Below are 17424 nucleotides of genomic sequence, written 5' to 3' on the forward strand. Positions count from 1 at the left end.
TTAACCTTTATGCAGATTGGTATTACTTTACAATACGTCGCAATCTCATAGCTTTATTACAGGCAAAAAAATGCCACCTTAAAGGTGGCATTACACACGGGATTATTTCTATTTACAGATAGAAATTAGGTTACTTCCAGCTCGTCATCTTGTGACCTTTCAGAGCATAGAACAAAATAAATAGGTAACTTGGTATCATTAAGCTATACGCCCCTTGAGCACCAAGGCCAGCTACATTTCCAAGGCCAATCAGTAAGGGCCCTAACGCACCGCCCGCAATACCCATAATAAGTAGTCCCGAAGCAGTGCCAGTCAAGCGACCGAGGCCATTTAATGCCAATGGCCAAATAGCTGGCCATACCATAGCGTTAGCAAAACCAAGTAATGCTATACACAATAGCGGATCTGGTAATTGAGGTCCACCAAATGGAACAAGTAAAATGTTAGATATCGTAAATGAGTCGTTACTACCCATTACAACCGCTAAAACTGTAATGATACCAGCAATACCAGACATCACTAATGCGTTTTGCTGAGACATAAAACGCGGGATCAACGCAATACCAATAGCATAGCCAATCAGCATACACGCCATAGTGTAAGACGTCATCACGGAATAATCCGCTATGCCTAGCTGTAATGCATAAGAACCAATAGTATCAGCTGCAATAACCTCGACGGCAACATACAATGCAATACCAATAACACCAAGTACCAAATGAGGGTGGCTCAATGCTTCTTTTAATTCACCCTTACCGTTACCACCTGACTCTTCAAAAACCAGATCTGGTAATGGTGCTATTTTTGCAAAAACAGCAAACAAGAAAATAAGGCCAGCTACCCCAATGTAAGGCATAATTAGACTATTCGCCATCGCATCTTTTTGTTCTTGTGATAATTGTGACCCTGGCTCTACAACACCACTGACGACGACCGCTGCAAATATGATTGGTACAATCACACCCGCAGACTTATTCAATAGCCCCATAATACACACACGGACCGCTGCTGACTTTTCAGATCCCATTTTAACAACGTATGGGTTAACCGCTGTTTGTAATATCGTTTGACCAACGCCTATCATTAGCTGCGCAAACAAAAATATCTCAATCATCTGCATTTTTGCAGCAGGAATATACATTAACGCAGATGCAGCCATCACGACACACCCTAATGCCATGCCATTCTTATAGCCAACACGCTTAATTAGCATAGCCGAAGGTATTCCTGCGACTGTCACGGCAATATAAAACGAGGATATGATGAACGACGCTTGCAACGGCGTTAATTCAAGCATTTGTTGTAAAAAAGGTGTAATAGCCCCGTTGAGCCAAGTAATACACCCTAAAATAAAAAACATCGACCCAGCGAGCACCATAGGGAGCCAGATACTCTGCTTTACATTATCTTCAATTTCCACTGTCGCTTCCATAAGTTTCTTCTTGTTGCTAATTAATATACTAAAGATCTGTAGATTGCACAGATCTAGGACTAAATTCAGAATAACTTCTGTATCATTATTAGACACCCACGCTCATTTTTAAGCGTATTGATGTAGTGTTAGGGCTATCACTCAAAAATGACAGCGCTGACATTTAACTTTACGTTAAAATTTAACTTTTGACTAGCTAGAATTTAACCAGTTAATTTACTAAAAAAGGACCTTACGGTCCCTTTTTAGCAAACATCTCAAAAATATTACTTTAACTCTGTGATACGGCTCGTATTTTTATCTCCTACACGCGTCCTTAGTTGAACCGATTGACCGTCATTATGACTGATCGGATCTGAATAAAGCTGCCAAGTTTGTCCTCGATCTAAGCTATATTCGATATCTAAATAAGGGAAAGCGCTGTTGGCATAAACAAGTGCTCCTTTTTTAACTGCCCCTGGTACCGGTAAATTCACATTTACACCAGACGCAACCAACTTAGGGAGTTCCTTTATAGCCAATGCAGCGGAAAAGCTTTGCCAATCGTTTGAAAAAGGTTTAATTGCAATATCATCCCCTTCCCATTTAGCTTTATGCCAAGCGCGCTCTGCTACAGATAAAATGCGCGGGAAAATCATCGCTAATACCTGCTCTTCAGTGCGAATGGTTTCGCTCCACACTTGCCCTTGCATACCTAAGATATTTTCTGGCTTTTCAAGCTTAGGCATGGCACGTCCAACGAGAGCTTCTAAATTTACAATCGGTTCTCGAGTTCGCGTAAAATCAGCATTGGCGTATACATCATCAGGCATATAACTAAACGCTTTTTTAGTATCAACAAAACGTGTTGCCCAATAATAACCTCGCTCTTCTGGGTGAGCTTCATATGGATGATCAAAGTACAAGTGTGTACCATGAGATAATACCACTTGATATCCATCATTGGCTAACCGGTATGCTCTATCTGCAACCCCCCATTCCCAAATATTGTCCCACACATTTGCAGTAAAAATGTCATTGGGGAACTCATCTCTTTTAAAAGGATTTACTTTGTCATACATTAATCCATCCTCCCAAGCGCCAGGAGAAATACCGCGTTTGGCTAATATATGAGCCACCTTTTGGGTAAAGTATGGCTTTAAATCCGCTGGGCCTGCAATCCCATTATTCGCATCCATAAATAAAGCATCACAAGCGGGAGACTGTGTCCATGAACCTGCACCGACTTCATCTCCACCAAAATGTAAATTCGTTAATCGAGTCCCTGCATCTCGATACATACTTTGTAGCTCGTAAGTCACCTTCTCGATAAAAGCATACGTAGAGTCTAAACACACATTAAATGAATTGTCTGTGTAGTTTTGCACCGTGATATACTGTGACTCGTCCTTTGGATCTGTTAATAAGTAGGCTTTAGCTTGCTCTAACTTCCCTTTGGCTTTGAACGTATTATACCTCGCTTCCATGGACTTAATCGCAGCGCGAGCGTGGCCTGGACCTTCAATTTCAGGAATAATTTGAATATGTCGAGCATCTGCAAACTTAATGAGTTCGACAAAATCTTTGCGAGATAAAAACCCATTTCCAGAACCTGATTTAAAGGGCCCCGTACCCAACTGAGTTAATAGACAACGTTGCTCTTCTAAATCAAAACAGCGATGAGCACCAATTTCCGTTAACTCTGGTAAGCCTGGGATCTCAACACGCCAGCCTTCATCATCTGAAAAGTGCCAATGAAACTTGTTCAGCTTATAACGAGCCATTTGCTCTACTAATTTAAACAGCGCATCTTTGCCATGATAATTACGAGCGTTGTCATAGTGCATGCCACGCCATACAAACCTTGGGGTATCTTCAATTTCAACATTAGGTACAGTGATGGTATTTTTGCTGCCTGCTGGGAAGAGCGCCAATAAGCTCTGAATACCGTAAAATACGCCAGCATTATCGCTACCAATGATCTCTATTTTATCGTCATCGATTTCTAGCTGATAGCTTTCAGCTGCACCGTCAGCCAGACTTTCGTCTACTTTTAAGTAAATGGTAGGCGCTTTAGAAGCTTTAATATGATCAGCTTCACTCTCTAGCTCTAATCCATAATCGGCTAAATCACTTTTTAAAACAGCTACCTCTGAAGTCAAACGACCAGCAAAACGTATTTGCCATGATGAATCTAACACCGCTGTTCCACGATTGAAATCAGCCTTTTGTGGTGTTGGAATGATCCGTTTCAATGCCGCTTCTTTTGAAATAGACGCAGAAGAAAGGTTACGCTCATAACGCAATTGAGCAGATGCTAGCTGCGTTTTATCTATCGGATCATTATATCGCCTAAGCTGATTCTCTCGCTCAAATGGGGCAATGTATTGCTTAAAGTCTTCCGTGTCAGTATTTGCAAAAATCGCCGGGGTATGCTGCTTGGAAACCATAAATGCTCGCGGCATAAAGTCACTATATGCAGCTATCCATGCACCTGCCTCAAATTCAACAGTGAGGCTTTCACCGACAGCCAGCCCTGCAAAATCTTTATTTGGTACAAAACGATGTAAATCACCATTTACATGCTCTATCGTAAATCCTTTAACTGATTTAGTATGAATTTTACGTACCGAGTGAATATAGATTTGCCAATCTGCTTTTCCCTTTACTAGGGCAATATCTGAATTATTCGTCAAAGTCATTGATGCAATTAAACTAGATGCACCATTATGAAAATTATCTTGTGCGCTAAACACAAGTTTAGTGTTTTTTGTGAACGCGTTCAGCTGAGACTGTGATAAATCGGCATTGGCGAACAGTGGGGTTGTGACAAGTAAACTTGCTAGCACATGTTGCTTTAGGGTCATAGGTTTGCTCCTTGGTAAACACCTTTGTTGCTATTCATCTATATAGAAATATGAGCGTAAAGTGTTCAGTCAATATTAACAATACCTCATCATATAAAATCAAAAATGACAGCGCTATCAATATTTACTCTGAAGTATGGCTTCTTGAAAAAATATAAAAAAAAACCCACAAAACAGTGGGCTATAATTATTAAATTTTATTAAAGTTAAAATCCTACCAAATTTTTACGCGTTCAGCCGACGGTATATACATACCATCGCCCTCTTTCACCTTAAAGGCTTTATAAAACTCAGGCATATTTGGTAGCACACCAATTACTCTATAATGACTTGGTGAGTGAGAATCAGTCATTAACCTATTTCGTAGCTCTTCATCTCGATATTGTCTACGCCAAATTTGTGCCCACCCCATGAAAAAGCGCTGCTCGCCAGTATAACCATCAATGATAGGGGCTTTTCTTTTCGCTAAAGAAAGTAGGTAAGCTTTATAAGATACCGTTAAGCCCCCTAAGTCACCTATATTTTCACCTAAGGTAAGTTCACCATTTACATGCGCATCTTCAAAAGGGCTGAACTGGTTATACTGAGCAACCAACTTACTCCCTCGTTGCTCGAATTGTGTAAGGTCCGATTCGCTCCACCAGTTACGTAAATTACCTTCTCCATCATACTTTGACCCTTGATCATCGAAACCATGACCCAACTCATGACCAATTACAGCGCCAATGGCTCCATAATTCACCGCATCATCAGCCTCAAGGTTAAAAAATGGTGGTTGCAATATTGCTGCGGGAAACACAATCTCATTATTTACAGGGTTATAATAAGCATTCACTGTTTGAGGTGTCATGAACCACTCAGAGCGATCCACAGGCTTTCCTATTTTATTGATCATATCGTTATAAGACCATTGCGTATAGCGAACATAATTACCTAATAGATCATCTGGACTTATCTGTAGTTGCGAATAGTCTCGCCATTTATCTGGGTAACCAATTTTAGGTGTAAACTTACTTAGTTTATCTTTTGCTGCAATTTTTGTTTCAGGGCTCATCCATTCAAGGTCATCAATGGCCTGATCAAAGCCTTTAATTAGGTTACTTACTAACTCGGTCATCCGTGCTTTAGCTTCTGGAGGAAAGTACGTTTCAACGTAAATTTTACCTAACAATTCACCTAAAACTTCATTGCTAGAGTCAACTGCCTTCTTCCAGATTGGTGCTTGTTCTTGTACGCCTCGTAACATTTTATCAAAGAAATTAAATTTAAGATTTACCATCTCTTTATTCAAAAGCTCAGCATGATTATTTACGAAGTGAAAAGTAAGATAGTGTTGCCACGTTTCTAATGGGCTATCAGCCACGACTTTCGCGAGGTTTTCTAAGTAAGATGGCTGGTTTATGACAACGTCCGTCACGTTTAAATTTGCGGAAACAAAATAACTTTCTAAATCAAATGATGGAATGAGTCTATTTGCATCAACCATCGACAATTTATTATAAGTTTTAGTTGCATCTCTACTCTCCACTCTGGACCACTGAACCGCAGCTATACGACTTTCAAGCTCCAGAATGTTATCTGCAGCCTGCTCAGGCTGAGGGTAACCCAATCGAATAAAAACTTGCTGAATGTATGTCTTATATGCAGCGCGTATACTTACAAACTTCTCGGTATCCTTTAAATAAAAATCTCGGTCAGGTAACCCCAAACCGCTTTGATACAAATACAATGCGTACTCATTTGACTTTTTTGCATCATTATTTACATACCAGCCAAAGGGAGTTGTTCCACCATTCAATAACATAGAAGCCATGACACGAGGTAAGTCGGCACGACTAGTCAGCGAGTCTATTGGCTCTAAATATGCCTTCAAGGGTGATAAAGCTAACTCTTCCCTTGCTATTTCATCCATGTAGCTCCCATAAAAAGCTGAAAGCTTATATTCATCACTTCCTACCGCCATTGTGGTATTTTTTAGTGCATCATCCAATACTTTACGCAAGGCTTTTTGTGATTCATCATACAAAGCTGTAAAAGAACCATAACTCGATTTATCCGCTGGAATTGCTGTTTTCTCAAGCCATTTTCCATTGACGTGATAATAAAAGTCATCTTCTGCGCGGACTGAAGTATCAATATTATTCAATTCAATACCTGACTTTAGTTCTAATTTATTGTTTTTATTCAGGTCAATTGGATCCACTTGCATCTTACTTTCAGTGGGAGGCTCACTACAACCAGCTACACCAAGGGAGATTGCAACACCTAAAGCTGCTAAAGATATATTTTTCATCAATGTATTCCAATATGAGTTTAATTTTATAATAAGCTACCCATTCCCATAGTGGCAACAGTTATGATCGTCTTAAGAAAGCTGCGTGAAGTACAACATGACTATATTTACAATGGCATACTTTATGACATTTCAGTGTGTAATTTATCAATAATTGCTTGGTTCGCTGCAGGAAATGCATAATTATTTAATGAGGTTATCTCAACCCACTGACATAGCTGCGCTTCTAAGCCCTTAGCCTCTCCTGCAAATTCATCAACTATATGAACAATCAATCGTACACATTTATCTCCATAATCATGCTCTATGATTTGTAGCTCACGAGAGCCTAATACATCAATATTTACCTCTTCTTTTAATTCTCGCTTCAAAGCTGTGAAAGCCGTTTCCCCTATCTCTACTTTTCCTCCAGGAAACTCCCATAAACCACCTTGGTGCTGAGATTCATGCCGCTTACTAATAAATATCTTTGAGCCTGTTTTAATCACACCAACGGCGACTTCAATCACTTTTTTACTCACAACATCTCTCCAGATCAAAAAAGCGACTCTAAAGCCGCTTTTTAAAAAATCAAAATTTACAATGTTATTACTTTAGTTTGCCACAACATTGCTTAAACTTTTTCCCAGACTGACAAGGGCATGCTTCATTTCTACCAACTTTTACGTCAGTTCTTGCTGCAACCGATACCCCTTCAGGTACATTACCGCCAACGTGCTCAGCCTCAGCATGTTGATACTCTTTCGGCATTTGCTCACTGCGGCGATGCTGCTCTTCTACTTTCTCAACGTCTTCCTCAGCGCGTACTTGCACTTTGCTAAGAATACCCACCACATCAATTTTTAAATTTTCCAACATTTCAGAAAATAACTCAAATGACTCACGCTTATACTCTTGCTTCGGGTTCTTCTGAGCATAGCCTCGCAGGTGAATACCTTGTCTGAGATGATCCATCGCTGCTAAATGATCTTTCCAATGTTGATCAAGGCTTTGTAGCATAATCGCTTTTTCAAATTGGCGCAGTACGTCAGGGCCAACCATTTGCTCTTTATCTTTATATGAGTTTTCAACTTCATCATTAATTCGATCACGCAGCTTTTCTTCATAGAGCTTTTCATCATCAGCTAACCATTTTTCAATTGGTAACTCGATTAAGAAATCGCCCTTTATACGATCTTCTAGTCCTTTAATATCCCACATTTCAGCTAAGCTTTGTGGTGGAATAAATTGATCAATTGTGCCATTTAAAACATCACTGCGGATCGCATTAATCGTTTCCGATATATCACCTTCTTCCAACAGCTCATTACGTTGCTCATAAACAACTCGGCGTTGATCATTAGCAACATCATCGTATTCAAGCAACTGCTTACGAATATCAAAGTTTCGCGCTTCAACTTTACGCTGAGCATTTTCAATAGCTCGGTTTACCCACGGGTGTTCTATCGCCTCTCCGCGTTGCATACCTAACTTACGCATCATATTTGTCATTCGCTCACCGGCGAAAATACGCATCAACGCATCATCCATCGACAAATAGAAACGACTAGAACCGGCGTCCCCTTGACGACCTGAGCGCCCTCGTAGTTGATTATCGATACGACGTGATTCGTGACGTTCAGTACCTATAATATGCAAACCACCTGCAGCTAACACCGCATCATGAGTAACTTTCCACTGAGCTTTTAATTCTGTAATCTGTGTTTCTGATGGGTTATCAAGTTTTTCTAAATCACTTTGCCAATTACCACCCAAAACAATATCTGTACCGCGACCAGCCATATTTGTAGCAATTGTGACTTTACCAGGCAAACCTGCATCAGCAACAATATCGGCCTCTTGAGCATGGAATTTGGCATTAAGAACATTATGTTCTATTTTTTCTTTTCTCAAGAAATGCGATAAATACTCTGAGCTTTCAATTGACACTGTACCAACAAGAACAGGCTGCCCACGCTCCTGACAGTCTTTAATGTCTTCAAGAATGGCTTCAAACTTCTCTTCTTGTGTTAGATAAACAAGGTCTGCTCGATCATCACGAACCATTGGTTTATTTGTTGGAATAACAACAGTATCTAAGCCATAAATTGATTGAAACTCAAATGCTTCAGTATCCGCTGTACCAGTCATACCTGCCAGCTTGTCATATATTCTGAAGTAATTTTGGAAGGTAATTGATGCTAATGTCTGGTTCTCGTTTTGAATACGAACACCTTCTTTCGCCTCTACCGCTTGGTGTAACCCTTCAGACCAACGACGTCCTTCCATTGTACGACCAGTATGCTCATCAACAATAATAACTTCATTATCTTTAACAACATAATCAACATCTTTTTGATAAAGTTTATGTGCTCTAAGAGCGGCATAAACATGGCTTAACAAGGTGATACTTGCTGCTGAGTAGAGTGAATCACCTTCTTCAATTAGTTTATGCTCAAGTAATAGCTCTTCAACATTAACTTGGCCACGCTCAGTTAAGTGAACCTGTTTTGACTTTTCATCAATTGTGAAATCACCGTCACCTTCCACACCTTCTTCATCTTCTTTATCTTGAAGAATTAGCGATGGCACAATCTTATTTATCTGAGTGTATAGCGCAGAACTATCTTCCGCAGGACCTGAAATTATAAGCGGTGTACGAGCTTCATCAATCAAAATTGAATCAACCTCATCCACGACAGCATAATATAGTGGACGTTGCACTCGCTCTTCTACAGTAAACGCCATATTGTCACGTAAATAATCAAAACCGAATTCATTGTTCGTGCCATAAGTAATATCGGCGCGATAGGCTTGCTTCTTTTGCTCCGGCATCATACCCGGTACATTGCAACCAACACTTAGACCTAGGAATTCAAATAACGAACGGTTTGTTTCTGCATCCCGTTTTGCAAGGTAGTCATTCACTGTAATAACGTGAACACCTTTACCTGTTAAGCCATTTAAGTATGCAGGTAATGTTGCTGTTAATGTTTTACCTTCACCGGTGCGCATTTCAGAAATACGGCCTTGGTGTAACACGATACCACCCACCATTTGCACATCGAAGTGACGCATGTTGTAAACACGTTTTGAGGCTTCACGTACTGTCGCAAAGGCCTCAGGTAAGATATCGTCTAAGCTTGTACCTTGCTCAAAACGTTCTCTGAACTCTGCTGTTTTCGCTTTTAGTTGCTCATCAGTTAGAGCTGCGTACTGCTCTTCTAAGGCATTGATTAAGGTGACCGTCTTTCTTAAGTTTTTAATAGTGCGGTCATTGCGACTACCAAAAATCTTGGTAAAAATATTAGCTATCATGTTAAAACCGTTTTCACTCTATTGATGGCTGACCTTACCTATGCTTATTCGTCATTGGGTACTGAGGTCGCACTGCTTCCTGTGGGCAACAAATGCTTAATTGTTTTTGCAATGTGCCTAATTCAATTTATTGCCCCTATCATACCAGACTCTGCGAAGCTGCAAACCATTGAAGTCAAAACAGCGAAGTTTTACTGGTAAAAAGCGGAGCCACGTAAACTAATGTTACTATTTTTGTTAGCAACAAATACCCAATGTAGCAACAAATTGAAACATAATCGAGATTAACTGTATATATGGTGATATTTAGGAATAATTCAAGCCATTTAGATGATTTAACTTTTTTTACTTTTTCGACGCAGCTATACTTACGTTGATTAAACTGAACATTATGAGCTAATAACTATGGCTAAGAACCGTTTTGCCCCAAAACAACTTAATGAGCTTATGGGAAAGTGGTCCAATAAAATGGTCAGTTATTCAGAGAAGTCACAAGCCATGTCACAGTGGCAAAATTGCCTAGAGAAAGCGGTGGGCCCCGTATTAATTAAGAAATGCCGCATAGGGAATTACCGAGACGGGACTTTAGTTATTGAAGCTGCTTCTGCAACATTGGCCACTCGGCTTAATTTTTTAAAAATGGATATTCTGTCTCAGTTTAGAGCCTCTGGAATGTTCGAATGCGCACAAGTAAAAATAGTAACTAACCCCGAAGCGCAACAAAGACTCGCCCCGAAAAAAGAAAAGAAAACAATCAATGATGAAACGCATGAAAAGAGATCTATGAGTGAGCAAACAGGTTTACAGCTCATCGAACTAGCCAACAATGCACCAGCTAGCTTACAAGCCAAACTGCTCAAACTGGCAAGTCATGCACAAAAAAAATGACGCTATATGCGTCATTTTTTAGAATTATTCGATTTTCAAGCCGTGGTAATTTCCATACCCGGCGCAGGCATGCTGACTGGCTCTTCGAAAGTAGCCCATTCCCATGCGGTTTCTGATGCCATAATTTCACGTAAAAGTTTGTTGTTCAAACCATGACCTGACTTATAACACGTAATTTTACCTAAAATATTATACCCTGCCATGAACATATCACCCACACAGTCTAATATCTTATGCTTAACAAACTCATCTGAATAGCGCAAACCACTCGGGTTTAATACTTTATATTCATCAAGTACAACTGCATTATCCATACTACCACCTAACGCTAGGTTATTAGCATGCATATACTCAATATCTTTCATAAAACCGAATGTGCGGGCTCTACTAATTTCTTCCGTAAAACTCTGCGCGGTGATATCTAAACCGATGCGCTGACGACTGTCATTTATCGCTGGGTGATCAAAGGCAATTTCAAAATCAATGTGAAAGCCATCATAAGGGGTGATCTCAGCCCATTTATCACCATCTTCCACACGAACTTTCTCTTTAATTCGAATGAACCGCTTTGCGACGTTCTGCTCTTTAATACCGCCCTTTTGTAATAAATAAATGAATGGTAATGCACTACCATCCATAATAGGCACTTCTGAACTATCGAGCTCTACAACTAGGTTATCTATACCCAGCGCCGCAACAGCTGCAATTAAATGCTCAGTGGTGGAAAGACGTATTCCATCTTTGTTCGTTAAACAAGTACACAATTGCGTATCACCAACAGATTCTGGCGTAGTCTCAAAATCTACCACAGGGTCAAGATCTACACGACGAAATACCACACCGGTATTTTCGCTCGCAGGTCGGAGAGTAATTGTGACCTTTTCACCTTTATGAAGTCCTACACCTGTTGCTTTAACAACTTCAGCAATTGTACGTTGTTTAATCATAACTTCGCCCACTTCAAATAACACTTAGACGGCGGATTGTATCACAGATACGACCACCTGCCAATTGTTTAATTATCAACCAAATTTAATCTGACTGTTTACGTAAAAACGCAGGGATATCAAAATAATCTCCCTTGTCTGTGTCTTGCTCAACACTTTTACTTACCGCCTGACTCTCTTGCGCTGCTGTACTCACTGTCGATGTTGAGTTCGTTACATTTCCAGTGTTTTCAGATGTAACCTCTGATTGAGTAAAGCTTGGAACAAACATACCACTGGATTGCTGATTTGTTGATGCTGAGGCAACATCACCACCAGCTGCTTTCTTAAAGCCATTATCAACTATGCCAAACTGAGGACGACGCTCACCGCCAAGCCCTGTAGCAACCACTGTTACGCGTAATTCATCACTCATATCAGGGTCAATTACGGCACCAACAACAACCGTCGCATTTTCAGATGCTAATGCTTTTACATGATTACCAACTATTTCGAACTCTTCAATGGTAATATCCATTCCAGCTGTAATGTTCACCAAAATACCTTTTGCGCCCGTTAAATCTACATCTTCTAATAAAGGGCTTGAGATTGCAGCTTCTGCCGCCTCTTGCGCTCTATCTGGCCCAGATGCAGAAGCGGTTCCCATCATCGCAGTGCCCATTGCTGACATAACAGTTCTTACATCTGCAAAATCCACATTGATCAAACCAGAACGTGTTATTAGTTCAGCAATACCTTGAACTGCACCATAGAGTACGTCATTCGCCTTAGCAAACGCGTCTAAAAGTGTAGTTCCTTTACCTAAAACTTTAAGTAATTTATTGTTTGGAATTGTAATCAATGAGTCAACAATTTCTGACAACTCCCCAATACCTTGATCAGCGGCAGCCATACGCTTCTTACCTTCAAGATCAAAAGGTCTTGTCACTACAGCCACCGTTAAAATACCCAACTCTTTCGCTACACGAGCAACAACAGGGGCTGCTCCAGTACCTGTTCCACCACCCATACCTGCAGCGATGAATACCATATCAGCTCCTTCAAGCGCTGTTTTTATGGTTTCAATGTCTTCTTCAGCTGACTTACGGCCAACTTCAGGGTTTGCGCCTGCGCCTAACCCTGATGTAATTTGCGTACCCAATTGAACAGTTATATCTGCTGAAGACTTCCGCAATGCCTGTGCATCCGTATTTGCAGCAACGAAACGTACACCCTCAATTTCCTGTTTAACCATATGCTCAACGGCGTTTCCACCACCACCGCCGACACCTATCACTTTAATAACAGCTTCTTCGCTGTGTTCTTCCATTATATCAAACATCTTTCACTCTCCGACTTGAGCTTAAAACTCGCCTTGAAACCATTTAGTAACTCGGTTCCACCAATTTCCATCCGACTCAGCTTTCGATTTCTGTGCATTCATCGATTGCAAAGTACGGCCATATTGTAACAAACCTACAGCTGTTGCATATGCAGGATCGTTAACATAATCTGTTAATCCGGTAATTCCAATAGGTTTACCTACTCTTACGGGCATTTGACATATATCTTCAGCAACTTCGAGCGCGCCCGCCATTTTACCACTCCCGCCAGTGATAACTAGTCCCGCAGCTATTTGATCTTCAAAACCCGAGCGACGTATCTCTTCTAGTGTTAACTCTAACAACTCCCTAAAACGTGGTTCCACAACTTCAGAAAGTGTATGCCGCGACATTAAACGCGCTGGTCTTCCGCCAACACTAGGAACTTCAATTGTCTCTTCACTGCTGGCCATTTGGCTACTTGCACATGCATATTGCACTTTTAACGATTCAGCATGGGAAATCGGGGTTCGGAATATCTTAGCTATATCCCCCGTAACTTGATTTCCAGCAACAGGGATAACAGCCGAATGACGTAAAGCTCCATTAAGATAAATAGCGATATCCATCGTACCACCACCTATATCAACAACCGCCACACCAAGCTCTTTTTCATCTTCAGTCAACACAGAATAACATGACGCCAGCGCACTAAAGGTCAGTTGGTCAACATTTAAGCCACATCGCTCAACACATTTTTCAATATTCTTTGCCATGTCATTAGAACACGTAATAATGTGTGCTTTTGCTTCCATACGTACACCACTCATACCCAAGGGGTTCTTTATTCCCTCTTGCATATCAATGCTATATTCTTGCGGCAGAGAGTGTAACATTTTCCGCTCTGCGGAAATTGGAACTGATCGCGCTATATGAATGACATTTGCAATATCATCGTCTGTCACTTCAGAATTATTAATCGCAACAACACCACTTTCATTTTGGCATTGAATATGCTTGCCTGATATGCCTAAGTAAACAGAACTTATTCGGCAATCTGCCATCAATTCGGCTTCATCTATTGCACGGCGAATTGATTCAGAAACTAAGTTCAAATCATTCACGCCACCCTTATCCATACCATGAGATACTTGGTTACCCACTCCCACAATACTGAGCTGATTATCTGCCGTGATCTCTCCAACTGTTGCGACTACTTTAGAGGTACCAACATCGAGCCCTATCACTAAGTTTCTTTCTGCTGACTTCGTCATGCTTTACTCTTATTTTGTTGTTCTTCAATTAGCGGGTATTTCCAGCTCACCGCAAGCCCTGTGTCATAGCGTAAATCAATAGCATCAATTAAAGCCCCGTTAGGCTTGTGCATTTTCGGGTAAACATCAATAAAACGCTGTACTCGTTTTGCTTTTTCTTCTCGACCTAAATTTAGACGAATGCCATTTTCTAACCACAGCTGCCAAGCAAACCGCTCTGATAATGCAAGGCTGACTAAGTGGAATTGGTTAACTTCAAGCATGGCTTTTAATTGTAAAAAAGTATGCCATGCTTCCGTTTCACTGCCCTCAGGTCCATATAGTTGCGGCAACATACTTGTTAAGCTTTCACTTGGTGCCTGAAAAACATCACCACTTTCATTCAGCAATAAATCACTGTTCCATATTGCCACTGGTTTATGCTCCACCACATAAACCTGCAATTGATCTGGCCATTGCTTACGAACAGACACACTTGCCACCCAAGGCAGAGACAACACTGACTCCCGTACAGCTTTAACATCTAACTCAAAGTAACTACTTAAATCCACGCGCCTAATTGCGGTAACTATGTCATGTTCACTACTATAACTGGGCTGCCCTAATACAGTAAGTTGCCTAAACTGCGCATCTTTATGTACGACTAACCAATCACTAACCCAGTACATACTTTTTATTAAACCGAAAATTACCACAATGAAAAAGCCTAAGCCGAAGAGCAAAGACCAATTCAATCTTTGATTTAAGGATTTAGCTTTTTTGAAAAACGCACGCATATTAAAGCGTTTGCTCCAAAATGCGAACTACTAATTGCTCAAAACTCACACCTTGTGCTTTCGCAGCCATAGGAACCAATGATTTTTCCGTCATTCCGGGAACCGTGTTGACCTCCAATAGGTAAAACTGACCATTTTCATCTTGCATAGCATCCACTCGCCCCCAACCAGAAGCCCCAACTAACTTAAATGCATGCTTCGCCATAATTTGGAGCTGCGCTCTGTGGGCATCACTCATATTCGCAGGACAATAATACTCGGTGTTATTTACCTGATATTTAGCTTCGTAATCATAGAAACCACGCGGTGTTTTCATTTCAATAACAGGTAATGCGTCATTACCGAGCATCGCAACGGTAAACTCCCGACCAGTGATCCATTGCTCTACTAATACTTCGTCATCATAGTCAAATGCAGCTGTTAAAGCTTGTGTCAGCTCCGGTGCTGTATTAGCTTGCGCCATTCCTATACTTGATCCTTCATGACTTGGTTTAACCATAACTTTGCCAAAGTCAGCCATAATCGCGTTTGCATCAAACCCTTCTAAAGCATTTACTACTGTATATGCAGCCGTACTTAACTGAGCTGTTTTGAATAAGTGTTTACTCCGCACTTTATCCATCGCTAACGCACTACCTAACACACCACTGCCTGTATATGGCAAAGACATAAACTCCAATGCCCCCTGAATTGTGCCATCTTCACCACCCCGACCGTGAAGTGCAATGAATACCCTATCTATTTTCAGTGCTTTTAGCTCTAAAATATTACGTTGTGCGGGATCAAAGGCAACTGCATCCACTCCGGCAGCTAACAACCCATTTAAAACGGCTTTTCCTGACATTAATGATACTTCGCGCTCTGCTGAACTTCCCCCCAGCAAAACTGCTACTTTACCAAACTGCTTCATGCATCACCTTGTTTTAAAATGTTAATCGACATCTTTGTAGCCGCTAGCTTTTTGACAATTTGTCCAATATTACCCGCACCTTGAGTAATAACTAGGTCATTATCAGCCAAAGTTTCTGACAATACACCGGCCAGTTCATTATGATCCGATACATGAATCGGCTCTACGCCCCTTTGACGCAAACTTCGGCATAAACTTTTACTATCAGCGCCGACAATAGGACTTTCTCCTGCGCTATAAACGTCTAATAAGATCAGCTGATCAACGTCAGCAAGTACTCGTACAAAATCTTCATATAAATCTCTGGTACGTGAAAACCTATGTGGCTGATATATCATAATCAAGCGTTTATCACTCCACCCAGCTCTTGCAGCCTGAATCGTAACCTGAACTTCCGATGGGTGATGTCCATAATCGTCCACTAGCATCACTTTACCGCGCTCATTCTCATATTCTCCATAATGCTGAAAACGTCGGCCTATACCTTCAAAATCTGCTAATGCCTTCAAAATAAACGCGTTGTCAATACCATGATCTTTTGCCACAGCTATTGCCGCTGTAGCGTTTAGTGCATTATGCTTACCCGGCATATTTAGCTCGACATCAATGCATTCTCCTTGCTTAGTCACTACTTTAAACTCACAACTATTCACGGTTTGAGTAAAACTCACCATTTTGTAATCAGCAATTTCAGACTCACCGTATGTAATTGTTGGCCGTGAAAATCGCGGAATAAGTTCATAAGCAACTTCTGAATCAATACAAACGACTGCTAAACCATGAAAGGGCAAGTTATGAATAAACTCAACATAGGTATCTTTTAACTTCTCAAAATCCCCGCCATATGTATCCATATGATCAGCTTCAACATTCGTGATCACCGATACCATAGGTTGTAAATGTAAAAAAGACGCATCACTTTCATCAGCTTCTGCAATGAGCACATCACTATTACCTAGTTTGGCATTCGTTCCTGCACTATTTAACAGGCCACCAATAACAAATGTGGGATCTAATTGGGCTTGTGCAAAAATACTGGCAATTAAACTAGTGGTTGTTGTTTTTCCGTGCGTCCCGGCCACAGCAATACCATGGCGAAATCGCATCAATTCAGCAAGCATTTCCGCTCTACGAACTACGGGGATTCGTGCCGTTTGAGCCGCCACGATCTCTGGGTTTGTTACATCAATGGCTGTTGATACAACGACAACATCAGCATCCTTGACATTACTTTGATGATGACCAATAAAAACTTCGGCCCCAGCTTTAATTAAGCGCTCTGTCATCGCGTTGTTAGCAATATCTGAGCCGGTAATTCGATAACCTTCAAAAGCAAGCACTTCAGCTATTCCACCCATACCCGCACCACCAATTCCAATAAAATGAATGGTGTTAATTCTTCTCATAGCTCGGCGTTTACTTGATTCTTTCACTACATACTCTTTAATCATGTTATCACT

At 40.8% G+C, this 17424-nt stretch carries 12 protein-coding genes; 1 reads left to right on the forward strand and 11 read right to left on the reverse strand.

Translation table 11 applies throughout. From position 1 onward, the window contains the following. Positions 1-130: 130 nt before the first annotated feature. The 5 genes from nagP to secA form a co-directional block, all read right to left on the reverse strand. Positions 131-1432, reverse strand: a complete 1302-nt coding sequence (gene nagP, locus J8L97_RS17305; RefSeq protein ID WP_192508457.1) for an N-acetylglucosamine MFS transporter NagP — start codon at positions 1430-1432, stop codon at positions 131-133. 266 nt (positions 1433-1698) lie between these two features. Continuing rightward, a complete protein-coding gene (locus J8L97_RS17310) occupies positions 1699-4278 on the reverse strand; it encodes a family 20 glycosylhydrolase (protein WP_211051688.1) in 2580 nt (859 codons plus the stop codon). 214 nt (positions 4279-4492) lie between these two features. After that, positions 4493-6571, reverse strand: a complete 2079-nt coding sequence (locus tag J8L97_RS17315; protein ID WP_211051689.1) for a M13 family metallopeptidase — start codon at positions 6569-6571, stop codon at positions 4493-4495. A 122-nt stretch (positions 6572-6693) separates the two neighbouring features. Further along, positions 6694-7092, reverse strand: coding sequence for an 8-oxo-dGTP diphosphatase MutT (gene mutT, locus J8L97_RS17320; protein WP_211051690.1), 399 nt, complete (start codon positions 7090-7092; stop codon positions 6694-6696). 67 nt (positions 7093-7159) lie between these two features. Then, positions 7160-9868, reverse strand: a complete 2709-nt coding sequence (gene secA / locus J8L97_RS17325) for a preprotein translocase subunit SecA (RefSeq protein ID WP_211051691.1) — start codon at positions 9866-9868, stop codon at positions 7160-7162. A 405-nt stretch (positions 9869-10273) separates the two neighbouring features. Between secA and J8L97_RS17330 the strand changes: the two genes are divergently transcribed. Then, positions 10274-10756 carry a DUF721 domain-containing protein gene (locus J8L97_RS17330; protein WP_211051692.1) on the forward strand — a complete coding sequence of 161 codons (483 nt, stop codon included), beginning with the start codon at positions 10274-10276 and terminating at the stop codon, positions 10754-10756. Between the two features lie 35 nt (positions 10757-10791). Here J8L97_RS17330 and lpxC read toward each other — a convergent pair whose 3' ends face one another. From lpxC to murC, 6 genes are all read right to left on the reverse strand, one after another. Continuing rightward, positions 10792-11703: a UDP-3-O-acyl-N-acetylglucosamine deacetylase gene (gene lpxC, locus J8L97_RS17335; RefSeq protein WP_210995364.1), complete on the reverse strand. Its 912-nt coding sequence runs from the start codon at positions 11701-11703 to the stop codon at positions 10792-10794. An 85-nt stretch (positions 11704-11788) separates the two neighbouring features. Continuing rightward, positions 11789-13024 carry a cell division protein FtsZ gene (ftsZ, locus tag J8L97_RS17340; protein ID WP_192508464.1) on the reverse strand — a complete coding sequence of 412 codons (1236 nt, stop codon included), beginning with the start codon at positions 13022-13024 and terminating at the stop codon, positions 11789-11791. A 21-nt stretch (positions 13025-13045) separates the two neighbouring features. Beyond that, a complete protein-coding gene (ftsA, locus tag J8L97_RS17345; RefSeq protein WP_192508465.1) occupies positions 13046-14278 on the reverse strand; it encodes a cell division protein FtsA in 1233 nt (410 codons plus the stop codon). Continuing rightward, complete coding sequence (locus J8L97_RS17350; protein WP_211051693.1) at positions 14275-15054, reverse strand: cell division protein FtsQ/DivIB; 780 nt, start codon at positions 15052-15054, stop codon at positions 14275-14277. The genes ftsA and J8L97_RS17350 overlap by 4 nt, the downstream gene beginning before the upstream one ends. A gap of 1 nt (position 15055) precedes the next feature. Beyond that, positions 15056-15964, reverse strand: coding sequence for a D-alanine--D-alanine ligase (locus tag J8L97_RS17355; protein ID WP_211051696.1), 909 nt, complete (start codon positions 15962-15964; stop codon positions 15056-15058). Further along, positions 15961-17415 (reverse strand): UDP-N-acetylmuramate--L-alanine ligase, encoded by a 1455-nt coding sequence (murC, locus tag J8L97_RS17360; protein ID WP_211051697.1) that lies wholly within the window; start codon positions 17413-17415, stop codon positions 15961-15963. Before murC ends, J8L97_RS17355 begins: the two co-directional genes overlap by 4 nt. Positions 17416-17424 lie beyond the last annotated feature (9 nt).

This window comes from Pseudoalteromonas sp. MMG012 (genome assembly GCF_018100875.1).
In the GTDB taxonomy this organism is placed as follows: Bacteria; Pseudomonadota; Gammaproteobacteria; order Enterobacterales; family Alteromonadaceae; genus Pseudoalteromonas; species Pseudoalteromonas aurantia.